A 24,115-nucleotide genomic window follows, 5' to 3' on the forward strand; every position below is an offset into this window, starting at 1 on the left:
TATAGTTTTATAGCGGATGATCGCTGGCTTGATCGTTAATTGCTTTTTCAGTGGTTTCTGGCGATTGTGTGTTACGCGCCAGCATGTAATATGCACTCGGAATAACAAATAGTGTTAGCAAGGTAGCCACAACCACACCGGTTAAAATAACAATACCAATAACCATACGACTTTCAGAACCCGGGCCCGATGCCAACACCAGCGGTACCGAACTCATTACTGTGGTTAAAGAGGTCATAATAATTGGGCGCAGGCGTTGTTTCGAAGCGCTGATTAATGCCTCGGTAAAGGCGACACCTTTATCGCGCAGCTGGTTGGCAAACTCCACAATTAAGATACCATTTTTGGCACTTAATCCTATCAACATAACAATACCAATTTGGCTATAAATATTGAGACTAGAGTTTGTGAAGAATAACCCTGTTAATGCACCGACTAAGCCAAGTGGTACTGTAAGCATAATTACTAACGGGTGCACAAAGCTCTCAAATTGCGCTGCAAGTACTAAGAAAGTAACCGTGAGCGCTAAAATAAACACATAGGTCATTGCCGATGCGCCTTCGTAGAACATTTGCGATTCGCCTTTGTAACCAATCGCGCCTTCAATATCGTTTTCTTCCATTGCCACTTGGTTTAGAAAATCAAGCGCTTCCGCTAGTGAGTAATCAGCAGCAAGGTTGGCGCTAATGGTAATGGCGCGCATTCGGTTATAACGGTTTAAACGCGCTGCTGTCGCTTGTTCATCAATGGCGATTAAGCTATCTAATGGCACTAAGTCATTGTTACGTGATTTTAGGTAAATCGACGAAATATTTTTCGGGTCTGAAAAGTCAGCTTTGGTGCCTTTTAAAATCACATCGTATTCTTCACCGCGGTCAATAAACGTGGTGACTCGGCGCTGACCCAGCATAGATTCAAGTGTGCGGCCAATTTGCGAAATACTAATACCCAGATCTGCTGCTTTGTTTTTATCAATACTGACTAAAAACTGCGGAAAGGTTTCTTTGTAATCGTGGTCAAGACGTACTAGCCCTTTGTTCTCACGGGCACGAGCTAGAATACGGTCACGCCAATCGGCCAGTTCTTCGTAGCTGTTACCTTGCAATACAAACTCAACCGGACGACTGTTGCCACGACCGCCAACACCAGAGCGCATAATGGCAAAGGCACGCACATCGGTAACATCGGTTAATTTGCCGCTGATCTCGCCCATTACCTGCCACGTATCACGTTTGCGTTCGTCCCAATCGGCCATACCGACAATTGCAACGCCGCCACGGCCACCCCAGCCAGGAACACGAATAAGTACGCGACTTAATTCACCATTTTCCTGATATGGCATCAGTTTTTCTTCAATCTGAGCCATGTTCTGAGCGTTATTTTCGTAGCTTGCGCCCTCAGGGCCATTCATCATTATAAAGAAAGTACCGCGGTCTTCTTTTGGTGTCAGTTCCGATGGCAGTTGTTTAAATAACAAGTAGCTAGCAAGGCCTGCAAAAATAAGAAGTAGCAGCATGCTTTTACTGCTAGCCACGTTGTTACGCAGTAAATTTTCGTAGCCGCTTTCAACTTTGCTAAATAGTGCATCAATTTTATGACTAAACTTGGATGCTTTTTCACTTGGCTTTAAAATTTTAGAGCACAGCGCTGGCGATAATGTGAGTGCGGTTAAACTTGAGAAAATCACCGCAGCGCTGGTGGCCATAGCAAATTCAGTAAATAAGCTACCAATTCGGCCTTCCATAAAGACTAGCGGCACAAATACCGACACCAGTACGAGTGTTGTTGCAACAATCGCAAAGCCAACTTCACGTGCACCGCGATAGGCCGCAAGCAGTGGCGGTTCGCCAAGTTCTACTCGGCGGTGAATGTTTTCAAGCATTACAATGGCATCATCTACTACTAAACCAATTGCCAGTACTAAGGCGAGTAAAGTAAGTAAGTTAATTGAGTAACCCATGCTGTAAAGAAAAGTAAAGCTACCAATCAGCGCCACGGGTACGGTAATTGCCGGAATAAGGGTTGCGCGCACGCTGCCTAAGAATAAAAAGATAACGGCAACTACTAACGCCATTGCAATAGCCAGTGTGCGATATACCTCAGCAATTGATTCACGGATGAAAATAGATGAATCGTAACTGTCTTGAATGGTGGTGCCTTCAGGTAATGAACGCTTAATTTTTTCTATTTCTTCGCGTGCTTTTTCAACTACGGTTAAGGTGTTAGCTTTGGCTTGTTTAACAATACCAAGGCCTATCATGTCTTTGCCGTTACCGCGGAATAGGTTTTCTTCATCAACCGCTTCAAGCCTTACGTCGGCCACTTCTTTTAAACGCACCAAGTAACCACTGTCACCGCGTTTAATGACTAAGTTTTGAAAATCACTTTGCGATTTATAGCTGCGCGCAATACGTACGGTGAAATCGCGATCTACCGATTCAATTTCACCGGCTGGTAATTCAACGTTCTCTTGACGTAATACACGCTCAATTTCATCAGCGGTAACCCCTTTAGCAGCCATTGCATCACGGTTTAACCATACTTTCATCGAGTATTCGCGTTGACCACCTAGACGCACATTGGCTACGCCATCTACTACCGCAAGCCTATCAACAATATAACGCTGGGCGTAATCAGACAGCTGCAATGAATTCATTGATGTACTGTTTAATACAAACCATGCAATTGGGCTTTCATCGCTGTCGGATTTTGACACTTCTGGCGGGCGTACTTGCTCGGGTAAGCTATCAAGTGCGCGTGAAACACGTTCACGTACATCGTTGGCAGCGGCATCAATATCGCGGTCAATATTGAATTCAATGGTAATATTTGAGCGACCATTTCGGCTTGACGAGTTAATGCTTTTAACGCCTTCAATACCTGAAATACGGTTTTCTAATACTTGGGTAATTTTGGTTTCGATAACCTCAGAAGACGCACCTGTGTAGCTAGTGCTTACTGACACAATTGGCGTATCAATATCTGGGTACTCTCTTAGCGGAAGCATTGAAAATGCAACTAAACCAAAAGTAAGTAGCAGTAAGTTTATTACGGTTGCAAAGACCGGACGTTTAACTGAAATGTCGGTTAAAATCATTTCAGCATCTCCTTAATTGTTACTTGGCTATTTGGTCTGACTTTAATAATGCCTTCAGTCACAATCTGTTCGCCTTCGCTTAAACCGCTGCCAATGGCAACCCAACCACCGCGGCGCAGGCCAATAGTGACTTGGCGTTTTTCAATTACGTTATCGTTGATGACATAAACAAAGTGTTTGTCTTGCTGTGGAATAAGCGACTTTTCAGGCACCATCAAGGTATTTTCTGCGCTTAGTTCTAATTGCGTGTATAGCAGCATGCCAGTGCGCAGCATGTTATCGTTATTATCAAAGTTAGCGGTAATTTTTACACTGCGTGTTGCCGCATCAATACGGCTGGCAATGTGCGACACAGTACCGCTGAAGGTTTTTGTTGGATAAGCAGGGCTTGTTGCGGTGACTGTCATACCAGTGGCGATTTGCGCGAGGTATTTCTCTGGTACATTAAAATCGGTTTTAATCACGCTGGTATCATCCAGTGTGGTGATTTCTGTACTGGTATTTACAAAGGTACCTGTAGATACTTCTCGCAGGCCAAGTTTGCCGCTAAATGGGGCGTATAGCTTCATTTCAGCAAGTTTAATTTTAGCGCTAGCCAGTTGTGTTTTGGTTGCCTCATAGCTAGCCTCTTGCTCATCAAGTGCAGAGCGCGCAGTAGCTTGTGTTTTTGCCAACTGCTGTAAACGCTTTAATTTGCGGTTTTCTTCTTTTAACAGAATTTCAAGTTCTTCAACGCGGGTTTTTTCTTCGGCATCTTGAAGTTCAATCAGCAACTGGCCCTTTTTAACGGTGTCGCCATCATCAAAAAAGATATTTTTAATATAGTCAGATTGTGCGCTAACGAGCGTTACCGCTTGATTTGCACGCGCAGTACCAAGCGATTCGATAATATTTGCTTGGCGGCTAATTGCAACTTGATGCGCTTGTACTGGTGTTGCGTTTGCATTTCGCTTGCTTTGTTGTCCTTGCGATTCAGGTAAATACAAATAAATGCATAAACCGAATAAAACAAAACAGATGAGGGGGAATAATGCTTTACCAGATTGTTTTGCGTGCATAAAAGTTTCTCGTAAGTGTTCAGGGCTCACTATTCTACTAGACAGTTTAGAACTTGTGCGTGTTAGGCATCGTATAATATTGTGAATTAAACGTGTTTTTTTCCGTGAGTACGTAGAATTTATGAAAAATAAAAGTAAAAATTGCCCATATTGCAAACAGCTACGAGCAGCATTAATTTGGGGTGTTTTAATGGCATGTTTATATTTTAGTGTGTGGGGCTAATGGCAAAACGTTTAAAAATAGCTGCGTCGGCGCATAAGCACGGTGGCGAGTTTTTGGTGGCCGGTAGTATTGTTTTAGTGCTGGTATTATTGTTCGTTAAATTAAAGCCCGAACCCATCTCTATTTTTGATGTGGCGGTAGTGATTGGCGCCTTGTGTGCAATGTTTATCGGATATTTTAAATTATCAGAACCACGCTATAATTTAGTATTGAGCAACAATGGTTTAGTGTTTTATCATCGCTACGGCAAAGTACGTATTTCTCGCGATAATATCGAGGAAGTGGGGCAAGTAAGTATTGCAAACGATGACCAGTTTATTGAACTTTCATGCTTGGGATTACGGCTTAAATCGATTGCGCCATTAATTAAACGTATGCCACCAAGGTTGGCACTTAAGCTAATTATGGAGCAGCGCAACTGGTTAATTGCAGGCATTAAAGTTAAGTGGCCGTTGGGTAATGTGCCGGATGATTGGCTAATTGAGGCTAATCAGTATCAAGATAAGTTTGAATCCAATGGTTTACTCGCCATGATGAGCCATCGTCTTGAGCATTTTAACGAGCTTTATGGCTATCATTTTTTGATATCCTATAATTACTTTGATCGCCCAGCAGATGAATTTGTGAATTTATTGCAACACTGGTTGCGAGATCCCGAGAAAACGATAGAAAAATATAGTAACATCAAGTAGAAAGATAGTTATAAGCGCAAATTTTTGAATGAAAACTCTCAGAGTTTCACGTTGCGTAAATCGGAAAGGCTGACTATGACAGTTGAAAGAGCATATGTAAAAAGTGGTCGCAACACCATAATTCATAAAGAAAAAAAGTTTGATTTAGTGATTGTTAATGGGGATAACCATCCTAAAATTAGAGTGACTGCTTTTGGTTTACAGCCTTTTAAAGAAAGCCTGCCGCGAAACCGCAGAGAAGCCAAAGAGCGCTATTTAGAGGTCGTGCAAATAGGCTCACCTGATGTATTTGGTGAAGAGAAACAACTTCTTTTTTTACAAGCACTGGATGGCCGAGAGTATAAAGTTGATTACTCAAAAGTTGGTACAAAACTGTTTGTGCGTGTTCATCAAGAAAGTTATATGTAGCTCAGAACAATTATTTTATTTCTAAAAAAGCAGTCATAGTTGAAAAATTATGGCTGCTTTTTTGCATTAAATTTTTATATTTTAGAAAACGACTTTTGATTAGGTGTTATTTATGACCATAGGAAAACAGCGTTCCGTGTTGCTCACTTGCTTAAGTGCAGTGTTAGTACTGGGGTGTGGTGGCGGCTCAGGTTCATCGAACGATGACAATACCAGTGCGCCTTTGTCTGTTAATGCCGGAAGTGATATTGCACTCGATGAAAAGCTCACGTTTTCAGTTAACGCGGTCGCAAGCCCAGAAGGTGGGACGTTTACTTGGCGACAGTTAAGTGGGCCGCAAATAGAAGGGTTTCCACTTGAGGGAGCCAAGCAAGAAATTGTCGCGCCCGATGTAAAACAAGATCAAACAATTGAGTTATCGGTTGAATATGTTGCCCCAGATAACCGTACGGTAAGCGATAACTTGGTGGTGTCGATTAACTCAGTTAATTTATTACCCGTTGTTTCAATTAAGCAAACTGCGCCAACAAGCTTACCGTCGCAATATGGCGATACTATTGTGTTGTCTAGCAGTAGCTCATTTGATCCAGATGAAAATGGTCAATTAGTCAGTTATTTGTGGCAACAAGTTGCAGGAACGGCAATTACCATTGCCGATAAATCATCTGCTGATTTAACATTTACACACCCATTGCTTGAACAAAATGACGAGGTAACGTTTAGTTTAACCATCACTGACGATGAAGGTGGTCAGCAATCTAACGAGTTAGCGCTAACCTTACAAAAAAGTAATCAGCTAATTTTTGCCAATGCCGGCGCAAACCAAAGCGCGCAAGAATTTTCCACTGTTACCTTAGATGCAAGCGCTTCAACCAGTGTTGACGGCAGTTTTCGCTGCAATTGGGTACAGCAATCAGGTGTAACAGTTACACTCGATAATAGCGATGTGTGCAAAACTCAATTTATAGTGCCAGATGTTGATGCCCCTGAAAGCCTTATATTTGAGCTAACGGTAACGGATAACGCCAATCGCTCTGACAGTGCACAAACACAGGTACTTGCAGAGCCAAAAGCTCTCGGTTTAATTAATGACAGTGGTATGAATCGCTGCTTTGATAACAGTAAAGAGTTAATTAACTGTGTTTCAACTGAATTCCCAATGCAGGACGCAGCACTTGGCCGCGACATTCATGCTGGTTTACTTGATAAGGTTGGCAGCGGCCCTGAGGCATTTGATTTCACCAAGCTTGATCAGTTTGCCGGAGAGTTGCCAGACAATGCCATTAATTTTAGCTGTGTAAGAGATAATATTTCAGGACTAATTTGGGAAGTTAAGCAGCCCAGTAGTGGCACATTGCCTAATACGCAACTGCGCGAGGCACAAAATACTTATAGTTGGTATTTAACAACGGTTAATAATGGTGGTTTTGCTGGGGTAGAGGCGCCCGCACAAGTTTCTTGCCCAAGTACGGTTAATTGTGGTCTTGATCAGTATGTAACTGAGGTTAATGAGATTAATTATTGTGGCGGTAATAATTGGCGAGTGCCAACCCATAGTGAGCTAAGCTCGCTACTGCATTTCGGTCAGCAGGGCTCGGGCAGTGTGCTGATCTCTGATTTTTTCCCGCACTCGGCAACACTCGCAATTGATGGCGTACTTCCGTATTGGACAATGCAAACCAGCGCTGAAGGTGGACAAAGCGCATTTGCTTGGGCGATTGATATGTTTTCAGGTAAAGACATTGGTTATCCTAAACAAAACCTTGGCTACATACGTTTAGTGCGAGACACCAGTAATGATGATTAATAAAGAGGGTACTATGCGTATTTTTAGTAAATTCTCGATTATTGTGACTACAACTATCTTTGCATGCTCTGCTAATGCGCAAGTATGTGTTGGTAATATTCCTAGCACGTCACCAACAGCGCAATTTACGGTAAATGCAGATGGCACCGCGGTTGATAATTTAACTGGGCTGATGTGGATGCGTTGTAGTATTGGTCAATCGTGGGATGCGACTAATAGCACCTGCACCGGTGGCACTGAGCAGTTAACTTGGCAACAAGCCTTGCTAGTTGCAGCAGATTATCAATATGCTGGCTTTGACGATTGGCAGTTGCCGAATGTTAAAGAGTTAAGTTCACTTGTTGAACGCCAGTGCGTTGATGCGGCAATTAATAACGTTGTATTCCCAGCAACATTGGCGCAAAACTATTGGACCAATACAAGCGGTGTTGGCAGTATTACTCAAGCATGGGCCGTTGCCTTTTATAGCGGTAAAACAAACCTAAGAAGCAAAACTTCAGATGTGCACTTGCGTTTAATGCGCTATGCGAAATGATTTGGTATCTACCTCGTTAGTTTGATAATCTTGTTGGGTTATCTTTGGGGTAGAATTGTTATGAAGTTGGTGCGATTTTGGGTCTTTTTGATTACAAGCTTACTGTTTTCAAATGTATCGTTGGCTGATGAATTATGTGATGTTGAGCTCGGACATGGCTTAATTATTACCGATGATGTCATTCGCATTGTCGATAAAGGGCAAACCAATGTGCAGATAAATAACGACACTCAGTTGTTTATTCGCGGCCGTTGGGTTGAGCTTAACGATGAAGAGATGCAAGTTTTAAAAGAATACAGCAAAGGGTTGCGCAGTACCGTACCTGAACTGGTTAAACTTGCTACCGACGGTGTTAATTTAGGCTTGTCAGCAATTGAACAAGTGGTTACAGGCTTTACTGATAAAGAGCCAGAAGTATTAAAAGACCAACTAAAGTACGTTGAAATTGCCCTAAAAGATAAGTTTAAAGCGGGCGACGACTTTTTCTATATCGCACCCCAATCCCTTTCTAAATTAGATGATTTTTTTGAAAAAGAAATCAGTCAAAAAATTCACTCTGCTGTGCATGGTTCTCTCGGCGCTATTTTAGTTGCGCTTGGCGATGCATTTGAGTCAAATGAAGGCAATATCGAGCAGAAAATCACAGGCATGGGTGAGCGTATTGATATTATCGCCAGCGAAATAGATAAGTCATTACAAAAGAAAGTTGTGCAGCTTGAACAAAAAGCGAATCAATATTGCGGCTGTTTACGCACCTTAAATGAGACTGAAGACAAACTACAGCAGCTAGTACCAGAACTTGCTGATTTTGATTTAGTACAAGTAAAAGGATTGAGTTTGTAATGACTAATTCAGTATTTAATAAAACGGATTTTCAAGTGGATTGTACTTGGTTAAAGCAACACCTTGATGACACTAACTTAGTTGTTCTTGATGCCAGTATGGATAACCCGGTAAATAAATCAAAAGATCAAAGCTGTGGCGTGATCCCAGGCGCAATACGTTTCGACTTTAGTAAAGATATTGTAGATGTAACCGCATCATCGCCCAATACCATGCCGAGTGCGCACGTTTTTGAAGATAACATACAGCAGTTAGGAATTAATCAAGATTCGCATTTGGTTGTATACGATAAACAAGGTTTGTTCTCTGCAGCGCGCGCTTGGTTTATGTTTAAAACTATGGGCTTTGATAATGTTGCTATTTTACGTGGCGGCTTACCTGCATGGCAGCAACAGGGTTTTGATGTTGTTGAAAGTTACGCGATACCAACAGTGAAAGGTAATTTTAAAGTTCAGCAAGATAAGCAGCTATTTGTTGATAAGCACTATGTATTGAATACAATTAACAATAACGATATTCAAATTGTTGATGCGAGAGGTTATGGACGTTTTAGTGGACAAGAAGCAGAACCGCGTGAAGGGATGCGCAGTGGCCATATTCCAAACTCGCTTAACTTACATTACGCCAGCTTGCTCGAACAAGGTGAGTTGTTAGATAAAGCTGCGCTCAAACAAATTTTTAACGAACTTGTTCCCGCACCTAAAGAATTTATATTTAGTTGCGGTTCAGGTGTAACCGCGTGTATTTTGGCATTAGCCGCCGAGGTTGCGGGGTTTGAAAATGTGAAAGTGTACGATGGCAGTTGGAGCGAATGGGGTAAAGATAAGCTGTTACCAATCGATACTGTGTCAAACTAAATCATATAATAAAACGAACTTTTAGATGATTTAGTTTGTTTCTATGTCATTTATCTTGGTTCTTTGTGTGTTCAACTTTTCGAAATATTTACACACAATTTACAACTAGCAATGATGACACAAACAACTAGACTACACCTAGTTATACCCCTGTATTATCATTATGAATATCACAAGAAGTTCCTTAAAAAACCCAGCCAGCGTGCTGGTGATTTTAGTGCTAATTATGCTGTTTGGTACAATTAGTATCTTTAAACTACCTATCCAATTAACCCCCGACATCGAGCAACCACAAATCACGATTATTTCAGGTTGGCGCCAAGCTGCCCCAGAAGAAATCGAATCAGTGATCATAGAGCCGTTAGAAAATGCGGTAAAAAACACGCCTGGTGCGCTTGAGGTAAATACGCAAATTAACCAGGGGCAGGGTTTTATTAATTTAACCTTTGCTGTTGGCAGCGATATGCAAGAGGCGATGCTAAATGTGCTAAACAGCTTAAACCAAGCTCCGCCTCTGCCTTTAGATGCAATGGACCCAATTGTTACGGCAGGTGGTAATGCAGGCCCTGGCTCCGGTGGGCCAACCGCAGCAACGTTGTTGGTGGTACCTACTGAAAGTAGTGGCCAGCTTGATATGGCACGTTATCAAAAACAAATTGATGAATTAATTCAACCGCGTTTGGCTAAAATCCCTGGAGTTGCCTTTGTTAACTTAGCGAGTGAAAGACCACGTGAGCTGCGTGTTACTTTTGACCCCCATAAAGCGGCCGCGCTAGGCATTAGCTTAAATCAAATTAGCCAAACACTTGCTTCTTCTACCGATACTTCAGGTGGTATTGCCGATGTTGGACGTCGCCAATATACCGTCCGTTTCACTGGACAATATGATTTAGATAATATGGCGCAGATGCGCATTGGCTATTCAGGTGAGCGTGCTATTTTCTTAGGCGATGTAGCTAAAATTGAGAATACCGTAACAGACCGCCGTGCAATGTCACAACGAAATGGTAAACCTGCGTATTACATCACCCTTACCCGTGCCAATGAATCTAATACTGTTGCGGTACTTGATGAACTGAATGCCACAATTAAAGAATTAAACGAAGGTATACTAGCTCAAGAAGGCTTAGCGATTGAATTAAGTTACGATGCATCTGTGCATATTCGTAACGCATTACAGTTGGTAAAAAGTAACCTAGGCTTAGGTGTACTGTTGGCCTGCGGTATTTTGTGGTTGTTTTTCAGAGGTTGGCGTACAACGTTAATTATCGCATCGACAATTCCGGTGTCGTTAATGGTGGCCTTTTTAGCGCTAAGTATTTTCAACCGCAGTTTAAATGTGGTGTCGTTGGCAGGATTGGCGTTTGCTGTAGGTTTAGTGCTTGATGCTGCGATTATTGTGCAAGAAAATATCACGCGATTAATGCAAACAGGCATGGCACGAAAGCAAGCCGTGTTAAAAGGCGCGGTGCAAGTAAGTGGTGCGTTATTTGCCTCAACTGCGACCAGCGTAGCGATTTTCCTACCGATTTTATTTATGGCGGGTATTGAAGGTCAGCTCTTTTCAGATTTAGCGTTAACGCTTTCTATTGCGGTAATTGCCTCATTAATTAGTGCTATCAGTATTATTCCTATTGCCAGTAAATATTTATTGAGCAATGAAAATAACGACGATCAATTTCATGCCTACTGGCGTCGTTTAACCAACTTAATTATGCGACTCACTAGCACGCGTACTAAGCAAGTTTCTTGGGTGGTCGGATTGTTAGGTGGCGCAGTAATAGTGACATATACCTTAGTGCCGCAAACTGACTTTATGCCGCGCGCACCAACTGATGGTTTCTTTTATAGTTTAGTTACACCAGCCGGTGCCAATATTGACTACATGGAAGAGGAACTGGCCGAGAAAGTAAAACAACGCTTAATGCCTTATTACTTAGGTGAGAAATCACCTGCAATCAAAGATTTTAATTTCTATGTGTTTGGTTCAAATGCGGGTGGCTTTATTTACTCTGCCGATGCTCAGCGTGTAGAAGAGCTAATGCAAGTTGCTCGCGAGGAAATATTTGCAGAGCTGCCCGATACCCAAGTCTTTTTATTTAGAGGCTCGATGATCCAAGTGGCAAATGGAGGCAACGGTCGTACTTTAAGTATCGACTTGCAGGGCTCTGATATGGAGCAATTGATGTCTACTGCGCAACTAGCATTGGCTGAAGTAAAAAAAGCTATGCCTGAGGCAATGGCGCAGCCGCAACCCTCTCTTAATATGGCAGAGCCTGAATTGCGACTCACACCAAATGATAGACGCATTACGCAAGCGGGTTTAACACGCCGTGACGTTGCAAGTGCGGTGCAAGCCTTTACCAGCGGTTTGTTTATTAGCGAATACTTTGACGGTAACGAACGCATGAACGTGATTTTACGTGCTAATCCATGGCAAAGCCCCGAAGAGCTAGCGAGTTTACCTATCACAACACCATTGGCAGGTGCGCAAACGCTGGGTGAGCTAGCCACTATTGAGCGAACCGTTGGACCATCTCAATTACGCCGTGTAAATGGCTACCGTACTGTTAGTATTCAAATTACACCGCCAAATGATATGAGTTTACAGCAGGCGCAAAAAATACTTACTGAACAAGTGATGCCCGTTGTGCGTGAAAATTTACCTCGCTCAGCAAACGCAATTTTGGCGGGTAATGCGCAAAAAATGAATTCAGCGATTGAAGAAATGGCCTACAACTTTGTGCTTGCGCTATTTATTTTATTTTTATTGATGACGGCGCTGTTTAAATCGGCTCGCGATAGCCTGTTGGTATTGTTAGTTATGCCTCTGGCCGTAGCGGGCGGCATATTGGCGCTAGCGGCACTTAACGTTGTGAGTTTTCAGTCACTCGATTTACTTACTATGATTGGCTTTATTATTTTACTCGGGCTGGTTGTGAACAATGCGATTTTATTAGTAGATCAAACTCGCCAAGGCGAACGCGATGGTTTATCACGCCGTGAAGCGGTTGAAAATGCAGTACTTATTCGTGCAAGACCGGTTTATTTAAGTACCTTAACCAGTTTATTTGGCATGTTGCCACTGATGATAATGCCGGGGGTTGGCTCGGAAATTTATCGTGGACTGGCGACTGTAATTGTCGGCGGTATGGCAATTAGTGCCATGTTTACCTTAATTTTAATGCCAAGTTTATTGCTACTAGGTAAACAAACGCCACCGCAATTAACACAAGCAAATACTAAAAACGATAAAACACAATTAGATCTGGTTGCTAATAAGTAGGGGATACCAAGATGAATAAACCATTAAATACGCTGTTAGTTGCTTCATCGCTGTTGGTTGCACCTTTATATGCATTACCAACAGTTGCGGTTAAATTGGTTGAACAAGCGCCACTTGTTCAAACCGTGGCTTTGAACGGCACTTTAAGAGGTAAAGGCGATGTTGATTTAACCGTTGGCACAGCGGGAAAGCTTAGTTTTGTTGCAGAGCCAGGCGTCATGATAAAGCAAGGTGATGTGATAGCGCGAATTGAAATGCTACCGCTTGAATTAGAAGCGGCAGAGCAGCGCATTATGATTAAGCGTGCTGAAGTTAATTTAACTTATCAACGCCAAGAGCTTGAACGGCTTAAAAAATTAGCTAAGACCAGCAGTGCAGCGGCAAACCAAGTTGATTTAGTACAAAGTCAGCATGACTTAGCTCTCACCGATATTGAACTGGCAAAAGTGAAGCTGAAACAAATTGAAGACAGAATGGCACGAGCAACAGTGGTTGCACCATTTGACGGTATAGTCAGCAAACGCTTTTTATTAGCGGGCAGTGATGCGAGCCGTGCCGATAAGTTGGTGCATTTTATTGATATCAACAATTTGGAAGTACGTTTTTATGCGCCGGTAAAGTACTTGGCATATGCAGCGGTTGGTCAAAACGTTAGCTTAAGCAGTGGCAGCTTTGATAATTTGCAAACCGGTAAGGCAAGGGTAAGCGCGGTTATTCCAGCCACAGATTCGCGCTCGCAGACATTTGAAGTGCGCGCTAAGCTGCTCACAAACAATAAAATGAGTTGGGCCAGTGGCCAACTTGTTGATGTTGATTTTAATATTGAAAAAACACAACCAAGCTTATTAGTTGAACGTGATGCGCTTATTTTACGAAAAGCAGGCGTTCATGTTGTAAAAATACAAGATGACAATAAAGCACAACAAGTTGCCGTGGAAGTTGGCCAAGGACAAGGCAGTAAAGTTGAAGTGCGTCCTGTAACATTGGAGCAATTAAAACTAGGCGATAAAGTTGCCACCAGAGGCGCTGAAAGACTCACATCAGGACAAGAAGTGTTAGTGCAAGAGTAAGCTTAATTAAAAATTTTGACACAAAGTGAGAAAATTTATTGTTACTTTGTGCCTTTACTTACGAAATTAGTAGGCTAATTTAGTTCTGTTTGTAAAAAGAAAACTCGAAAAAACAGGCTGTTTTGCTTAATTCGCGGAAATAGTGAAAATAAAAGTAAGTTTTACTTTCCCTCGGGGCAAGAGATCACTATAATTAGCCGCTATAAAATTTACACATGAGCTGAACTAAAGATCGGGTTTCTTGATCTTAGCCTGTATTTGCTGTATAAAGAGCGCCCTTTGATTAATTCCGGGGCAGAAACGTACACAAACCTCGGAAGAAATGATTTAGCTCGAGCGAAGTTATTGGAGATAAATAGACATGTCTAAAGTCTGTCAAGTTACAGGTAAGCGTCCAGCGGTAGGTAACCACCGTTCACACGCTCGCAATGCGACTAAGCGTCGTTTTTTACCTAACCTACAAACTCACCGTTTTTGGGTTGAAAGCGAAAAGCGTTTCGTTACATTACGTACTACTACTAAAGGTATGCGTATTATCGATAAGAAAGGCATCGACGCGGTATTAGTTGATATCCGTGCTCGCGGCGAAAAAGTATAAGGAGCTTGAGTCATGCGTGATAAGATTCGTTTAGTTTCTACTGCTGGTACTGGTTATTTCTACACTACCGACAAAAACAAGCGTAACATGCCTGAAAAAATGGAAATCAAAAAGTACGATCCAAAAGTACGTAAACACGTGATTTTCAAAGAAGCAAAAATCAAGTAATTGTGATTTGCTGAAAGAATTAAAAAAACCTGAGTTTATCTCGGGTTTTTTATTGCCTGAATTTTAAGTCAGCTTAATTTAATAATACCTACTCGCTTAAGTAAGTGTTTTATTTTAACGTTGTAAAGCTGCGTTAATTACAGGAAAAGTTTTGCTGTTTAGTGGTCTAATGGGGAATTGGCATCATCAAGTATTTAACTTAAACGTTGCTTGAGGTGTAAGATTACTGTTTTCAGCTCACTTTTTATTATTGTGTGCGACTGGTAACCGTCTTACTAACAATCATATCGTAGCTATTAATCACACTTGCTAGGTTGATTTGATACAAATCTAATAGTTCACCTTGATTTCGTCCCGCTAGCTTTGCTTTGTATAACGCTTGATCTGCAAGTTCTAGGGCAAAGTCTAATGTTGTCTCATCATAAATATTGACGTTGGAAGCAGCGCCAATCGATACAGAAATTGACACGCGATGCAGTTCAAATGTAATGGGTTCTGAATTAGTAATAGTGAGTAATTTTTTGATAAGTTGAGCATCAGCTTCTAGGTTGCTATTTTCAATCACCAGTAAAAACTCTTCACCACCCATGCGAATCAGATTATCTTGCTGGCGAATTGATTGCCGAATGCGCTGGCAAAATTGTTTTAGTACCTGGTCGCCACAGGCGTGGCCATAGGTATCGTTGAGCGATTTAAAATGATCAATATCAAGGGCGAATAAGCTAAAGCTAACTTCAGGCACATTCAGCATGCGCTCGCGCTGCTGTACTTCAAAAAAGCGACGGTTTAAACCTTCGGTAAGTGGATCGATAAAGCGTTCTTCATTGAGTTTAGTATTGTGTTTGGTTAGTTTTTTATTGGATGTATTTAGCTTGCGATAAAAAAACGACAAAATAATAAAGGCCAATAAAGTGATAACAGCACTTAATACCCATATTCGTTTTTGCAATGACTTGTTTTCAATTTCAGTATTTTTGCGCTGATTATCAAACGCTAACTGCTCAATTTCTTGATCTTTTTGTGCCACCTCGTAAAGCTCTTTAATACGTAGCATACGGCTCTCGCGTTCGGTGTTAAATATCTTATCGCTCAGTTCTTTGTAGCGTAACTGTGCTTTATATGCCGCTTCAAAATTTTCAATGCTGGCCATCGCTTCCGACCAAGATTTATAGTTATCTGCCAACAAGCTAATCATTTTATACTCTTCAAAATAGCTATTGCCTTTATCGAAGTACTTTTGAGCTAGATCGAGCTGATTTAAATAAACATTATTAATCGCCATAATAGAGTAGGCGTGCGCAGCGAGGGTTTGATAGTCACTTTGTTGTGCATATTGCAGCGTCTTTTTTGCGTAGTCATTTGAAAGCACAAGTTCGCCTTCAGTAAAGGCAATTGCAGCTAAATTGCTGTAAATTTCGTGAATTGCATCTTGGTTTTCAAGTTTTTTAGCCTGTTCAATAGCATTTAGGTAAATGGCTTTTGCTTGAGCTGTATTACCTTGGCTATTCAGAATAAACCCTCTGTTTTGATACAGACCTAAAATGGCATTTTGTTGGTCTACACTTTTATACCAATCAATCGCCCATTGGTTATTTATCAGTGCGTCGTCAAAAAAACCTAGTTCTGCTTCTGAGATTGCGATAATGGCTCTACTGGTGGCTTCTCGGTAATTGTCTTTATTCACGTTAGCAATGGTCATTGCCAATTTTGCTGCCTCAATTGCCGCCGAGTGCCTGCCTGTATCTTGCGCCATCATGGCAAAGCTAATAGCAATCCAGTATTTAAGCACAGGTGTTTGTGCATTCAGTGCATAGTTAAATGATTGCTCAATGTAGAGATCGTATTGCTTAGCATCTTTTTCAAAATAATAGCGCCAAGATTTACAAAAGCTGGTTGCTGCAGAAATAGCGGGGTCTGAGGCTGAGCTGATAGTCAGTGCTAGTAAACTTTGTTCTGTTTGTTGGTAGGCATCTTGTTGGTTATTCACCAATTCCAGATAGCAGCGGTAACTTAATAAGTAGGCGAGATCGTTTAAATTATTTGTTGGATTTTGTTCATTAAACTGATTCAGCGCAGCCAGCATCTCAAGGTTGTCTTGATTGTGTTTCAGCGAAAGCTGTTCAATACGATCTTCGTAATTTGAGAATGTTAAGTTATTTTGCTTTTGAATGTGTGCGCTAATATCTTGCTGTGTTTCTTGTTCTGTCGCATCAAGCGCAACAGTAAATAAAACACAAAACAAAAATATTATTTTTGGCATCGCAAACTTAACTTGTTAAATTTATATAAGCATAGAGCTTAATTGAAGGCTTGCATAGCGAAATGGCGCTTTATCTTAAGCATTAAAAAAGGCGCTAAACGCGCCTTTTTGTTACTAAGCTTAATTAAGCAAATGCATCTTGTAGTGGTGGTACTACTTGCTTCTTGCGGCTTAGTACGCCATCTAGCCAAACGCGGCTTTGCTCAGGTGCAACACCGTAAGCACGCTCAACAATGCCTTCGTCATCAGATGCAATAAGCATTTGTGAACCTTCTTTCATGATGTCTGTAAGTAGTAAGAATACAGAGTGACGGCCGCCTTCTTCTTTCAGCTTTGCGATGTCAGCTTCAAGATCAGCTTTGATGTCGTCAAATACAGCTAGGTCGATAACTTCTAACTGACCGATACCTACTAGGTTACCGTTCATATTGAAGTCTTTAAAATCACGCATAACGAGGTCGCGAGCTGGCGTGCCTTCAACTGCAGACTTAACTTTAAACATTTCCATACCGAATGCTTTGTAGTCTTCGATACCTGCGATTTCAGCAAGTACTTCAACACACTTGATGTCAGCAGTAGTACAAGTTGGTGACTTGAAGATTACAGTGTCTGATAGGATTGCACCTAACATAAGGCCCGCGATGTTCTTTGGAATTTCAACACCGTAGAAGTCATACATCATCTTGATGATGGTGTTTGAACAGCCAACAGGGCGAATCCAACACTCAAGTGGTGTAGACGTTGTTAAATCGCCCAGTTTGTGGTGGTCAACAACACCAACAACCGTTGCTTCATCAATGTCATCTGGTGCTTGTGTTTTTTCAGTGTGGTCTACAATGTAAACCTCTTCACCTGCGTAGCTCATTTTAAGCTCAGGTGCTTCAAAACCAAATGTGTCTAGAATGAACTGAGTTTCAGGTGATACATCGCCTAAACGTGTTGCGATTGCTGCTTCACCAATTTGATTCTTTAAATATGCAAGTGCAATTGCACCGCAGATAGAATCTGAATCAGGGATCTTATGACCCACTACATACATTGCCATGGACGGAACTCCTTAAATTTTGGCGCATAGTTTAGCAAAAAAATAGCCTTTTAACAGCGACAGAAATTACTCATTTGGTATTACTTATACACTAGCTGAATGGGTGCTAAAAGTACTTGTTTCATATAGACTTAGTAATACAAAAATATACGCGTTTAGGATCGAAATGCTTAGGCTTGGGCGAACAGGCTGGAATAATGTCATTATTTTTGCCATGTTGATTATGATTTTTTTGTTTAATGGGCTGCATCATAAGATTATCTCGTCTTCAGACGATGAGACGACTCAATCATTGTTGCCACCCAATAGCGCGGTGCTGACATATCAATACAGCGACTTCAAAATTGAGCGAATTGGCACAAGTTGGCGCACTAATAAGCAGTTAAATATTGATGTTGAATTGTTCGATGTAAATTGGCGTCAAGCAAGTGGTGAGATTATTCCAATAACAAACGAACAAGCCTCATCACTTGCAAGTGTTGAGCTTTATATTGCTGGCTATGATCGCAGTTTAGTGTTCGATGTTTTCGCTACGTTAGATGGTTGTTTTGTTGATGATAACCAAGCACGTCGCATAAAGTTAGATAAACAAACTTGTAGCCAGTTATTTCCTACCACGGAGTTTTAGAGTTTTTATGCCTGAATTACCAGAAGTTGAAGTGAGCCGTTTAGGCATTACGCCACATATGCTAAACCAAACGGTGAAACAAGTACGAGTTCATCAAACCCAATTGCGCTGGCCGGTACCAGATGACGTTTATCAGCTTGAACGCAAAGTAATTAGCGAGATTAGCCGTCGCGCAAAATACCTAATGATTAGTGTGGATACAGGCAGTGTTATTTTACATTTAGGCATGTCGGGTAACTTGCGGGTGGTTGATAATTCTGTACCACTCAAAAAGCATGATCATATCGAAATAGAACTCGAAAATGGCAAAGTGCTACGCTTAAATGATCCTCGCCGTTTTGGCGCTTGCTTGTGGCAACCAGCGGGTGAAGTTCATAGCAGCTTACTAAAATTAGGCCCAGAACCATTAACCGACGAATTTGATGCTGATTATTTGTATGAAAAATCACGACAAAAGCAAACTGCGATTAAACAGTTTTTAATGGATAACAGTGTAGTTGTGGGCGTGGGTAATATTTATGCCAATGAGTCTTTATTTAAGGCGGGCATTCACCCTAAACGCGCGGCAGGTAAAATTTCTAAAAAGCGATACCAACAATTAGTGCCTATCGTTAAACAAACATTAGCGGATGCAATCGAACAGGGTGGCACAACGTTAAAAGACTTTGCCCAAACCGATGGCAAGCCAGGCTATTTTGCACAGAAGTTACTAGTGTATGGGCGTAAAGGCGAGCCTTGTGTAACCTGTAAAGAGTCGCTGATCGAAATTCGCCAAGGACAACGCAGTACCGTGTATTGTAAAAATTGTCAGAAATAGAGTTAAAATAAAAAAAAGGCGCCGTAGCGCCTTTTTTGTTTAGATGTATTTAAAGGTCAAATGGCGCAACGCCTACACCTTCAATACGATAACCAACTTTAGCCAGTTCGCCTTCCCAGCTTTCGGTTTTCATTTTACCGGTAACAGAAATGGCATCGTACAGGCTTTCAATTGGCACACCATCTTTAAAGGTTACGTGCACAATCTGATTTGGTGGCGGTGGTGGCACATGAATACACGCGCCGAAATATGGCACTAATAAAAACTCGGTGATCACTTGATCATCACCCTCAAGTGGTACAACAAAGCCAGGCAATGTCACCATGGTATTATTGAGCTCTTTTACAATAGGCGCATTTAAGTCGGGTTGCACCCAATTAGCCTCAGAGTTTTCATTGTGCGCGGCTTGCCCTTCAACAGGTGATGAAGAATAGCCTTTAGGAATGAGGTCTTCCCAGTAAAGCTCTTTTGCTTTGCCATTGGCAAACAGCGGATTACTTAATAGCGTTATTAAGGCGAAGAAAGTAAACAATAGCGAATGTTGTTTCATATAAATCTCAAACTTTTATGGTTAAGCCATCGCTCAATGCGTAACGATATGCTTTGTAAGCAGGTAAACAACCAAATAAGGTGCCAAGCAAAATAATACCAGCCAATAAGCTCATTTGATATTGGCTCAGTGCCATAAGCTGCAAATGAATACCACTGATGCTGCCAAGCATATTAGCAAGCAACAGAATTACAAGATAATAAAATGCGATAGCCAGCAGGGTAGCACACACTGTGATTAATAGTGCTTCTAACCCGAGCAAAGTAAATATGGTACGTGGCGAAGCGCCCACTGAGCGTAAAATAGCAAGCTCGCGGCGGCGCTGGCTTAAGCTTGCCAATAAATTAGTCAGCATACCAAGTAAAGCAATAACGACAACAGCCCCCGAGATAACCAATAACGCTTTTTCAAATACACCGACCACTTCCCATAGTTGGCGCAAAGTAAACTTTGGCATAATCGCCAGCAGTGGCTCTTGCTTATATTGGCTGATATTACGTTGTAGTTGCAGTGCAAAAATCGGACTTTTTAGGCCTAATAAAAATGCGCTGATTTGTTTTGGTTGGCCGGTGAGTTCCGCATTTGATAGTGCAGGCAACTTGCTATGTTCATCACGCTGTTCGCTGTGATGTTGATGATCATCATGGTGGTCGTGGTCGTGGTCGTGGTCATGACGCTCATCTGCCTGATGTTTCTGGCTAATACTAGGCGTTGCTGAGCCATGAATATTATCAATTGCAACGAGTGGCACATGCACACTGTTATCTACTGCCGTGCCGGTTGAAGCTAAAATTCCCACGACTTTAAATGGGTGATCATCGTGATGATGAAAGCTGGTATTGCCAGCACCGTGTGACATTACAATCGAGTCACCTAAATGGTAATGCAGCTTTTTAGCAACATTACTACCAAGCACCACATGGTTTACTTGTTCAAAAGCGTGCCCTTTTGAGAATGCGAGGTTTTGCTTATTGGCATAACGGTAATGGGTGAAGTAGTCATTATTAGTACCAATAACGCTAAAACCTTTGTGGCTATCGCCAAGTGAAAGTGGAATAGCCCATTTTACTGAGCGCTTGCTAGTAATATCTTGATAGCTTGTGAAGCTTAAATTATTAGTTGGGTGACCGATGCGAAATACCGAAAAAAGCAATAGCTCTGTGCTGCCGGTGCGGGCACCGACAATTAAATCGGTACCTGATACCGTATTATGAAAGCTCGCTTTGGCATCAACACGGGCACGTTCAATAAGTAGTAACAAGGTAATGCTCAGTGCTATCGCAATAGTGGTTATCGCAATGCTTGAAAAACGATTCAGTAAGCTTTTGCGAGAGAGGGTTAATAAGCTCATAGAGTTTGCTCCTGCATAAAGCTTGCAAGCGCCACTTGCCTATCAAATAAATTTGCGAGCGTTTGGTCATGGCTGACAAACAAAATACTGGTTTGATTATTGTTAGCTTGCTCAAAAAGTTGGTTAATAAATTCTTCTCGGGCGTCGTTATCAAGGGCTGAAGTTGGCTCATCAGCAATGATGAGTTCTGGTTCACCAAGTAATGCTCTGGCAGCAGCAACCCGCTGTTGTTGCCCTATGCTCAGTTGATTGACCGGCTTGGCAATATTTTGTTCGCTCAAACCAAGCGCCATTAATAACTTATTCGCACCTTTTTCAACACTGCCGTATTTAGTTATGGCTTTTTCAGTACGTATTTTTGAGAACTCACATCCCAGCGCAACGTTTTCAGTTGCAGACAAAAAAGGGATTAAATTAAATTGCTGAAAAATATAGCCAATATGATCTGCGCGAAAGCGATCTTTTTGTTTTTGTGACAGAGCTGAAAAAGCGGTGTCTAAAATCGAGATTGAACCACTGTTATGTTGCTGCACACCAGTAATTAGCGAGAGCAAAGTTGATTTACCACTGCCGCTTGGGCCGTAAATAAACACATGTTCGCCTTTTGATAAGGCAAAATCATGCAGCACAAATTGGCTGCGAGCGCCTGGATAAGAAAAAGTGAGATTATTAATCGCTAACATGACTGCACAAAATAAATTTAAATTGGTGTGATACTATAACAACAACACCTTGAAACCAATCTTTTGCGATAGCAATTCATACCCTTGCTTTTTTTGTTCAATTATTGAGTTTGCAGCGACTTTTCACTAAAATTGGCGCACCCCAATTTAGAGCGCATAAAGTGCTTTTCTAGTATCAAAAATATCTTTTGGAGTTTCCATGAGTTCATATAAGGTTTTGGACGTAAATGACGATTTACCGATCCGTACCAAAGGTAAGGTTCACAGCGGTAAAGTTCGCAGTGTTTATTGGTTAACCGAGCAAGACAGCGTTCGTTTAATCGAAGAAAAGGGATATAACATTCCAAAAGATACACCACTTGCACTTATGGTTATTTCAGACCGTATTTCTGCGTTTGACTGTATTTGGCAAGGCGAAAATGGCCTAAACGGTGTACCAGGTAAAGGTATTGCGCTTAACTCAGTGGCGTCTCACTGGTTTAAATTATTTGACGAAGCAGGCCTTGCGGGTAACCACATTGTTGATATTCCACACCCTTATGTATGGATTGTACGTAAAGCCGAAACTGTTCGCGTTGAAGCAATTGCACGCCAATACATTACGGGTAGCATGTGGCGCGATTATGCAAAAGGCGTTCGCAACTTCTGTGGTATTGATTTACCAGAAGGTTTAGAAGCTCACCAAAAATTAGATAATGTATTAATTACACCATCGACTAAAGGTATTATTACTGGCGTAGCAGAAGTGCCTGAAGTAGATGATGTAAACATCACGCGCGAAAATATCGAAAACAATTTAGCTGCATTTAACTTTAAGTCGGCAAGCGATATCGATTTATACGAAAAGCTATTAACTGAAGGCTTTAAGCTAATTAGCGAGCAACTTGCTGAGCTTGACCAAATTTTTGTCGATACGAAATTTGAGTTTGGTTATGTAGAAGAAGTAGATGGTTCGCATAAGCTTATTTATATCGATGAAGTTGGTACACCAGATTCATCACGTATTTGGGATGGCCCAGCTTACCGCGATGGTAAGATTGTTGAAAACTCGAAAGAGGGTTTCCGCCAGTTATTAATTAATAACGTACCTGATAGCGATGTATTACTTAATAAAGATCGCATGGATGAACGTGAAGAACTCGCCAAGGGTTACAAACTACCGGTCGATGTGATGATACAAGTGTCAGACACTTATGTTGGTATTGCGAGCAAAATCGTTGGTAAACAACTAGAAATTCCAAGCGATCCGCGCCAAGAAGTGATCGACATTCTTGATAAAGAGTATGGTCTAATCGACTAAGCTTTAATGCGCCTTAAATAACCCTTATTTAGGGCGCTTTATAATATAGCGCCAATTTTTATCTCACTAAACTAATCTTACTGAGTCATTTCACGTTAAATTCATTAAATTTTTAACCTGCCTTTCTATACTGTAATAGGAGGGCATGCTATTGAAACTCGATCCTACCCGTTGGGCACCTAAGCATTATTACAAACGCATTTTGATTTGCGAATTTGTATTTTTATTCTTTTGTTTACCCGTATTTTTGTATTTCGTACGCGATGTGATTGCGCCTTACTTACTGCTTTTTTTGGTATCGGTAGTAGGGTGGTGTGTTTTACTGTTGTTAAGTGATCCGCGTTTTAAGCGTTTTCGCCTTTGGAATCCGGTGCAGCTTAAATTATCGCTCGATAGAGTAGTTGCTACTTTTTTAGTCGCAGCGCTATTAATGATGATAGCTAGTTGGTATTTTACGCCCCAATGGTTCTTTACGTTACCCACGCAACAAACTAAATGGTGGTTCTTGCTGTTAATTCTTTACCCTATTTTTTCAGCCTGGCCGCAGGAAGTAATTTTTCGTACCTTTATGTTTCATCGCTATAAACGAGTCTTTAAAAGTAAGCAGCTACGTGCATATTTAAGTGCGACAAGTTTTGCATTAGCACATCTGTTATTTGCAAATTGGATTGCGGTAGTGGGAGCCTTTATTGCAGGTTTAGTATTTTCATTTACCTATATTCATTCGCGCAGCACCTTGTTAGTAGCTGTTGAGCATAGTTTATGGGGATGTTGGTTATTTACAGCTGGGCTCGGCATGTATTTTGATAGCACAATGCGTTTATATGGCGAATAATTCA

Annotated in this window: 21 protein-coding genes; 14 read left to right on the forward strand and 7 right to left on the reverse strand. The window is 41.5% G+C overall.

Annotated features, from left to right (window positions below; all coding sequences use genetic code 11):
• Positions 1-7: 7 nt before the first annotated feature.
• Both ACHSBP_RS00975 and ACHSBP_RS00980 read right to left on the reverse strand, forming a co-directional pair.
• Complete coding sequence (locus tag ACHSBP_RS00975; RefSeq protein WP_395387960.1) at positions 8-3,097, reverse strand: efflux RND transporter permease subunit; 3,090 nt, start codon at positions 3,095-3,097, stop codon at positions 8-10.
• Positions 3,094-4,155 (reverse strand): efflux RND transporter periplasmic adaptor subunit, encoded by a 1,062-nt coding sequence (locus tag ACHSBP_RS00980; RefSeq protein WP_395387961.1) that lies wholly within the window; start codon positions 4,153-4,155, stop codon positions 3,094-3,096. The genes ACHSBP_RS00975 and ACHSBP_RS00980 overlap by 4 nt, the downstream gene beginning before the upstream one ends.
• Positions 4,156-4,377: 222 nt before the next feature.
• Here ACHSBP_RS00980 and ACHSBP_RS00985 point away from each other — a divergent pair, with 222 nt between their 5' ends.
• The 10 genes from ACHSBP_RS00985 to rpmG all read left to right on the forward strand — a co-directional run bounded on the left by ACHSBP_RS00985 (position 4,378) and on the right by rpmG (position 14,642).
• A complete protein-coding gene (locus ACHSBP_RS00985) occupies positions 4,378-5,070 on the forward strand; it encodes a DUF2982 domain-containing protein (protein WP_395387962.1) in 693 nt (230 codons plus the stop codon).
• 75 nt (positions 5,071-5,145) lie between these two features.
• Positions 5,146-5,478, forward strand: coding sequence for a hypothetical protein (locus ACHSBP_RS00990; protein WP_010562030.1), 333 nt, complete (start codon positions 5,146-5,148; stop codon positions 5,476-5,478).
• Positions 5,479-5,590: 112 nt separating this feature from the next.
• Positions 5,591-7,285, forward strand: a complete 1,695-nt coding sequence (locus ACHSBP_RS00995; RefSeq protein WP_395387963.1) for a PKD domain-containing protein — start codon at positions 5,591-5,593, stop codon at positions 7,283-7,285.
• 13 nt (positions 7,286-7,298) lie between these two features.
• Positions 7,299-7,820, forward strand: coding sequence for a DUF1566 domain-containing protein (locus ACHSBP_RS01000; protein WP_395387964.1), 522 nt, complete (start codon positions 7,299-7,301; stop codon positions 7,818-7,820).
• Positions 7,821-7,880: 60 nt separating this feature from the next.
• Positions 7,881-8,663, forward strand: coding sequence for a YggN family protein (locus ACHSBP_RS01005; protein ID WP_395387965.1), 783 nt, complete (start codon positions 7,881-7,883; stop codon positions 8,661-8,663).
• Positions 8,663-9,520, forward strand: coding sequence for a sulfurtransferase (locus ACHSBP_RS01010; protein ID WP_395387966.1), 858 nt, complete (start codon positions 8,663-8,665; stop codon positions 9,518-9,520). The genes ACHSBP_RS01005 and ACHSBP_RS01010 overlap by 1 nt, the downstream gene beginning before the upstream one ends.
• A 163-nt stretch (positions 9,521-9,683) precedes the next feature.
• Entirely contained in the window at positions 9,684-12,806 is a 3,123-nt protein-coding gene (locus ACHSBP_RS01015) for an efflux RND transporter permease subunit (protein WP_395387967.1), read from the forward strand.
• A gap of 11 nt (positions 12,807-12,817) precedes the next feature.
• Positions 12,818-13,876, forward strand: coding sequence for an efflux RND transporter periplasmic adaptor subunit (locus ACHSBP_RS01020; RefSeq protein ID WP_100914124.1), 1,059 nt, complete (start codon positions 12,818-12,820; stop codon positions 13,874-13,876).
• A 361-nt stretch (positions 13,877-14,237) separates the two neighbouring features.
• Positions 14,238-14,474 (forward strand): 50S ribosomal protein L28, encoded by a 237-nt coding sequence (gene rpmB, locus ACHSBP_RS01025; protein WP_010562023.1) that lies wholly within the window; start codon positions 14,238-14,240, stop codon positions 14,472-14,474.
• Positions 14,475-14,486: 12 nt separating this feature from the next.
• Positions 14,487-14,642, forward strand: a complete 156-nt coding sequence (rpmG, locus tag ACHSBP_RS01030) for a 50S ribosomal protein L33 (RefSeq protein ID WP_005493124.1) — start codon at positions 14,487-14,489, stop codon at positions 14,640-14,642.
• A gap of 247 nt (positions 14,643-14,889) precedes the next feature.
• Here the strand turns inward: rpmG and ACHSBP_RS01035 are convergent, their stop codons facing one another.
• Positions 14,890-16,902 (reverse strand): diguanylate cyclase, encoded by a 2,013-nt coding sequence (locus tag ACHSBP_RS01035; RefSeq protein ID WP_395387968.1) that lies wholly within the window; start codon positions 16,900-16,902, stop codon positions 14,890-14,892.
• 124 nt (positions 16,903-17,026) lie between these two features.
• A complete protein-coding gene (locus ACHSBP_RS01040) occupies positions 17,027-17,947 on the reverse strand; it encodes a manganese-dependent inorganic pyrophosphatase (RefSeq protein ID WP_010562021.1) in 921 nt (306 codons plus the stop codon).
• Positions 17,948-18,113: 166 nt separating this feature from the next.
• Here ACHSBP_RS01040 and ACHSBP_RS01045 point away from each other — a divergent pair, with 166 nt between their 5' ends.
• Positions 18,114-18,575: a hypothetical protein gene (locus ACHSBP_RS01045; RefSeq protein ID WP_395387969.1), complete on the forward strand. Its 462-nt coding sequence runs from the start codon at positions 18,114-18,116 to the stop codon at positions 18,573-18,575.
• A gap of 7 nt (positions 18,576-18,582) precedes the next feature.
• Complete coding sequence (mutM, locus tag ACHSBP_RS01050) at positions 18,583-19,392, forward strand: bifunctional DNA-formamidopyrimidine glycosylase/DNA-(apurinic or apyrimidinic site) lyase (protein WP_010562019.1); 810 nt, start codon at positions 18,583-18,585, stop codon at positions 19,390-19,392.
• Positions 19,393-19,441: 49 nt separating this feature from the next.
• Here the strand turns inward: mutM and ACHSBP_RS01055 are convergent, their stop codons facing one another.
• Genes ACHSBP_RS01055 through ACHSBP_RS01065 form a run of 3 tightly spaced genes read right to left on the reverse strand, consistent with a single transcriptional unit; the run spans position 19,442 to position 21,976 of the window.
• On the reverse strand, positions 19,442-19,942 hold the full coding sequence (locus ACHSBP_RS01055; RefSeq protein ID WP_010562018.1) for a DUF3299 domain-containing protein: 501 nt from the start codon (positions 19,940-19,942) through the stop codon (positions 19,442-19,444).
• 7 nt (positions 19,943-19,949) lie between these two features.
• Positions 19,950-21,293: an ABC transporter permease gene (locus ACHSBP_RS01060; protein WP_010562017.1), complete on the reverse strand. Its 1,344-nt coding sequence runs from the start codon at positions 21,291-21,293 to the stop codon at positions 19,950-19,952.
• Entirely contained in the window at positions 21,290-21,976 is a 687-nt protein-coding gene (locus tag ACHSBP_RS01065) for an ABC transporter ATP-binding protein (RefSeq protein WP_010562016.1), read from the reverse strand. Before ACHSBP_RS01065 ends, ACHSBP_RS01060 begins: the two co-directional genes overlap by 4 nt.
• A gap of 199 nt (positions 21,977-22,175) precedes the next feature.
• On the opposite strand from ACHSBP_RS01065, the gene ACHSBP_RS01070 reads away from it, so the two are divergent.
• Together ACHSBP_RS01070 and ACHSBP_RS01075 are read left to right on the forward strand one after the other, a co-directional pair.
• Entirely contained in the window at positions 22,176-23,276 is a 1,101-nt protein-coding gene (locus tag ACHSBP_RS01070; RefSeq protein ID WP_010562015.1) for a phosphoribosylaminoimidazolesuccinocarboxamide synthase, read from the forward strand.
• A 151-nt stretch (positions 23,277-23,427) separates the two neighbouring features.
• Entirely contained in the window at positions 23,428-24,111 is a 684-nt protein-coding gene (locus tag ACHSBP_RS01075) for a CPBP family intramembrane glutamic endopeptidase (protein WP_054980534.1), read from the forward strand.
• Positions 24,112-24,115: the final 4 nt, after the last annotated feature.

It is taken from the genome of Pseudoalteromonas sp. XMcav1-K (assembly GCF_044005875.1).
Taxonomy (GTDB): Bacteria; Pseudomonadota; Gammaproteobacteria; order Enterobacterales; family Alteromonadaceae; genus Pseudoalteromonas; species Pseudoalteromonas spongiae.

Excerpts from the sequence above, each read along its gene's own strand:
- ACHSBP_RS00975 (WP_395387960.1), bottom strand. The coding sequence starts at position 3,097 with ATGATTTTAACCGACATTTCAGTTAAACGTCCGGTCTTTGCAACCGTA.
- ACHSBP_RS00980 (WP_395387961.1), bottom strand. The coding sequence starts at position 4,155 with ATGCACGCAAAACAATCTGGTAAAGCATTATTCCCCCTCATCTGTTTT.
- ACHSBP_RS00985 (WP_395387962.1), top strand. The coding sequence starts at position 4,378 with ATGGCAAAACGTTTAAAAATAGCTGCGTCGGCGCATAAGCACGGTGGC.
- ACHSBP_RS00990 (WP_010562030.1), top strand. The coding sequence starts at position 5,146 with ATGACAGTTGAAAGAGCATATGTAAAAAGTGGTCGCAACACCATAATT.
- ACHSBP_RS00995 (WP_395387963.1), top strand. The coding sequence starts at position 5,591 with ATGACCATAGGAAAACAGCGTTCCGTGTTGCTCACTTGCTTAAGTGCA.
- ACHSBP_RS01000 (WP_395387964.1), top strand. The coding sequence starts at position 7,299 with ATGCGTATTTTTAGTAAATTCTCGATTATTGTGACTACAACTATCTTT.
- ACHSBP_RS01005 (WP_395387965.1), top strand. The coding sequence starts at position 7,881 with ATGAAGTTGGTGCGATTTTGGGTCTTTTTGATTACAAGCTTACTGTTT.
- ACHSBP_RS01010 (WP_395387966.1), top strand. The coding sequence starts at position 8,663 with ATGACTAATTCAGTATTTAATAAAACGGATTTTCAAGTGGATTGTACT.
- ACHSBP_RS01015 (WP_395387967.1), top strand. The coding sequence starts at position 9,684 with ATGAATATCACAAGAAGTTCCTTAAAAAACCCAGCCAGCGTGCTGGTG.
- ACHSBP_RS01020 (WP_100914124.1), top strand. The coding sequence starts at position 12,818 with ATGAATAAACCATTAAATACGCTGTTAGTTGCTTCATCGCTGTTGGTT.
- rpmB (WP_010562023.1), top strand. The coding sequence starts at position 14,238 with ATGTCTAAAGTCTGTCAAGTTACAGGTAAGCGTCCAGCGGTAGGTAAC.
- rpmG (WP_005493124.1), top strand. The coding sequence starts at position 14,487 with ATGCGTGATAAGATTCGTTTAGTTTCTACTGCTGGTACTGGTTATTTC.
- ACHSBP_RS01035 (WP_395387968.1), bottom strand. The coding sequence starts at position 16,902 with ATGCCAAAAATAATATTTTTGTTTTGTGTTTTATTTACTGTTGCGCTT.
- ACHSBP_RS01040 (WP_010562021.1), bottom strand. The coding sequence starts at position 17,947 with ATGGCAATGTATGTAGTGGGTCATAAGATCCCTGATTCAGATTCTATC.
- ACHSBP_RS01045 (WP_395387969.1), top strand. The coding sequence starts at position 18,114 with ATGCTTAGGCTTGGGCGAACAGGCTGGAATAATGTCATTATTTTTGCC.
- mutM (WP_010562019.1), top strand. The coding sequence starts at position 18,583 with ATGCCTGAATTACCAGAAGTTGAAGTGAGCCGTTTAGGCATTACGCCA.
- ACHSBP_RS01055 (WP_010562018.1), bottom strand. The coding sequence starts at position 19,942 with ATGAAACAACATTCGCTATTGTTTACTTTCTTCGCCTTAATAACGCTA.
- ACHSBP_RS01060 (WP_010562017.1), bottom strand. The coding sequence starts at position 21,293 with ATGAGCTTATTAACCCTCTCTCGCAAAAGCTTACTGAATCGTTTTTCA.
- ACHSBP_RS01065 (WP_010562016.1), bottom strand. The coding sequence starts at position 21,976 with ATGTTAGCGATTAATAATCTCACTTTTTCTTATCCAGGCGCTCGCAGC.
- ACHSBP_RS01070 (WP_010562015.1), top strand. The coding sequence starts at position 22,176 with ATGAGTTCATATAAGGTTTTGGACGTAAATGACGATTTACCGATCCGT.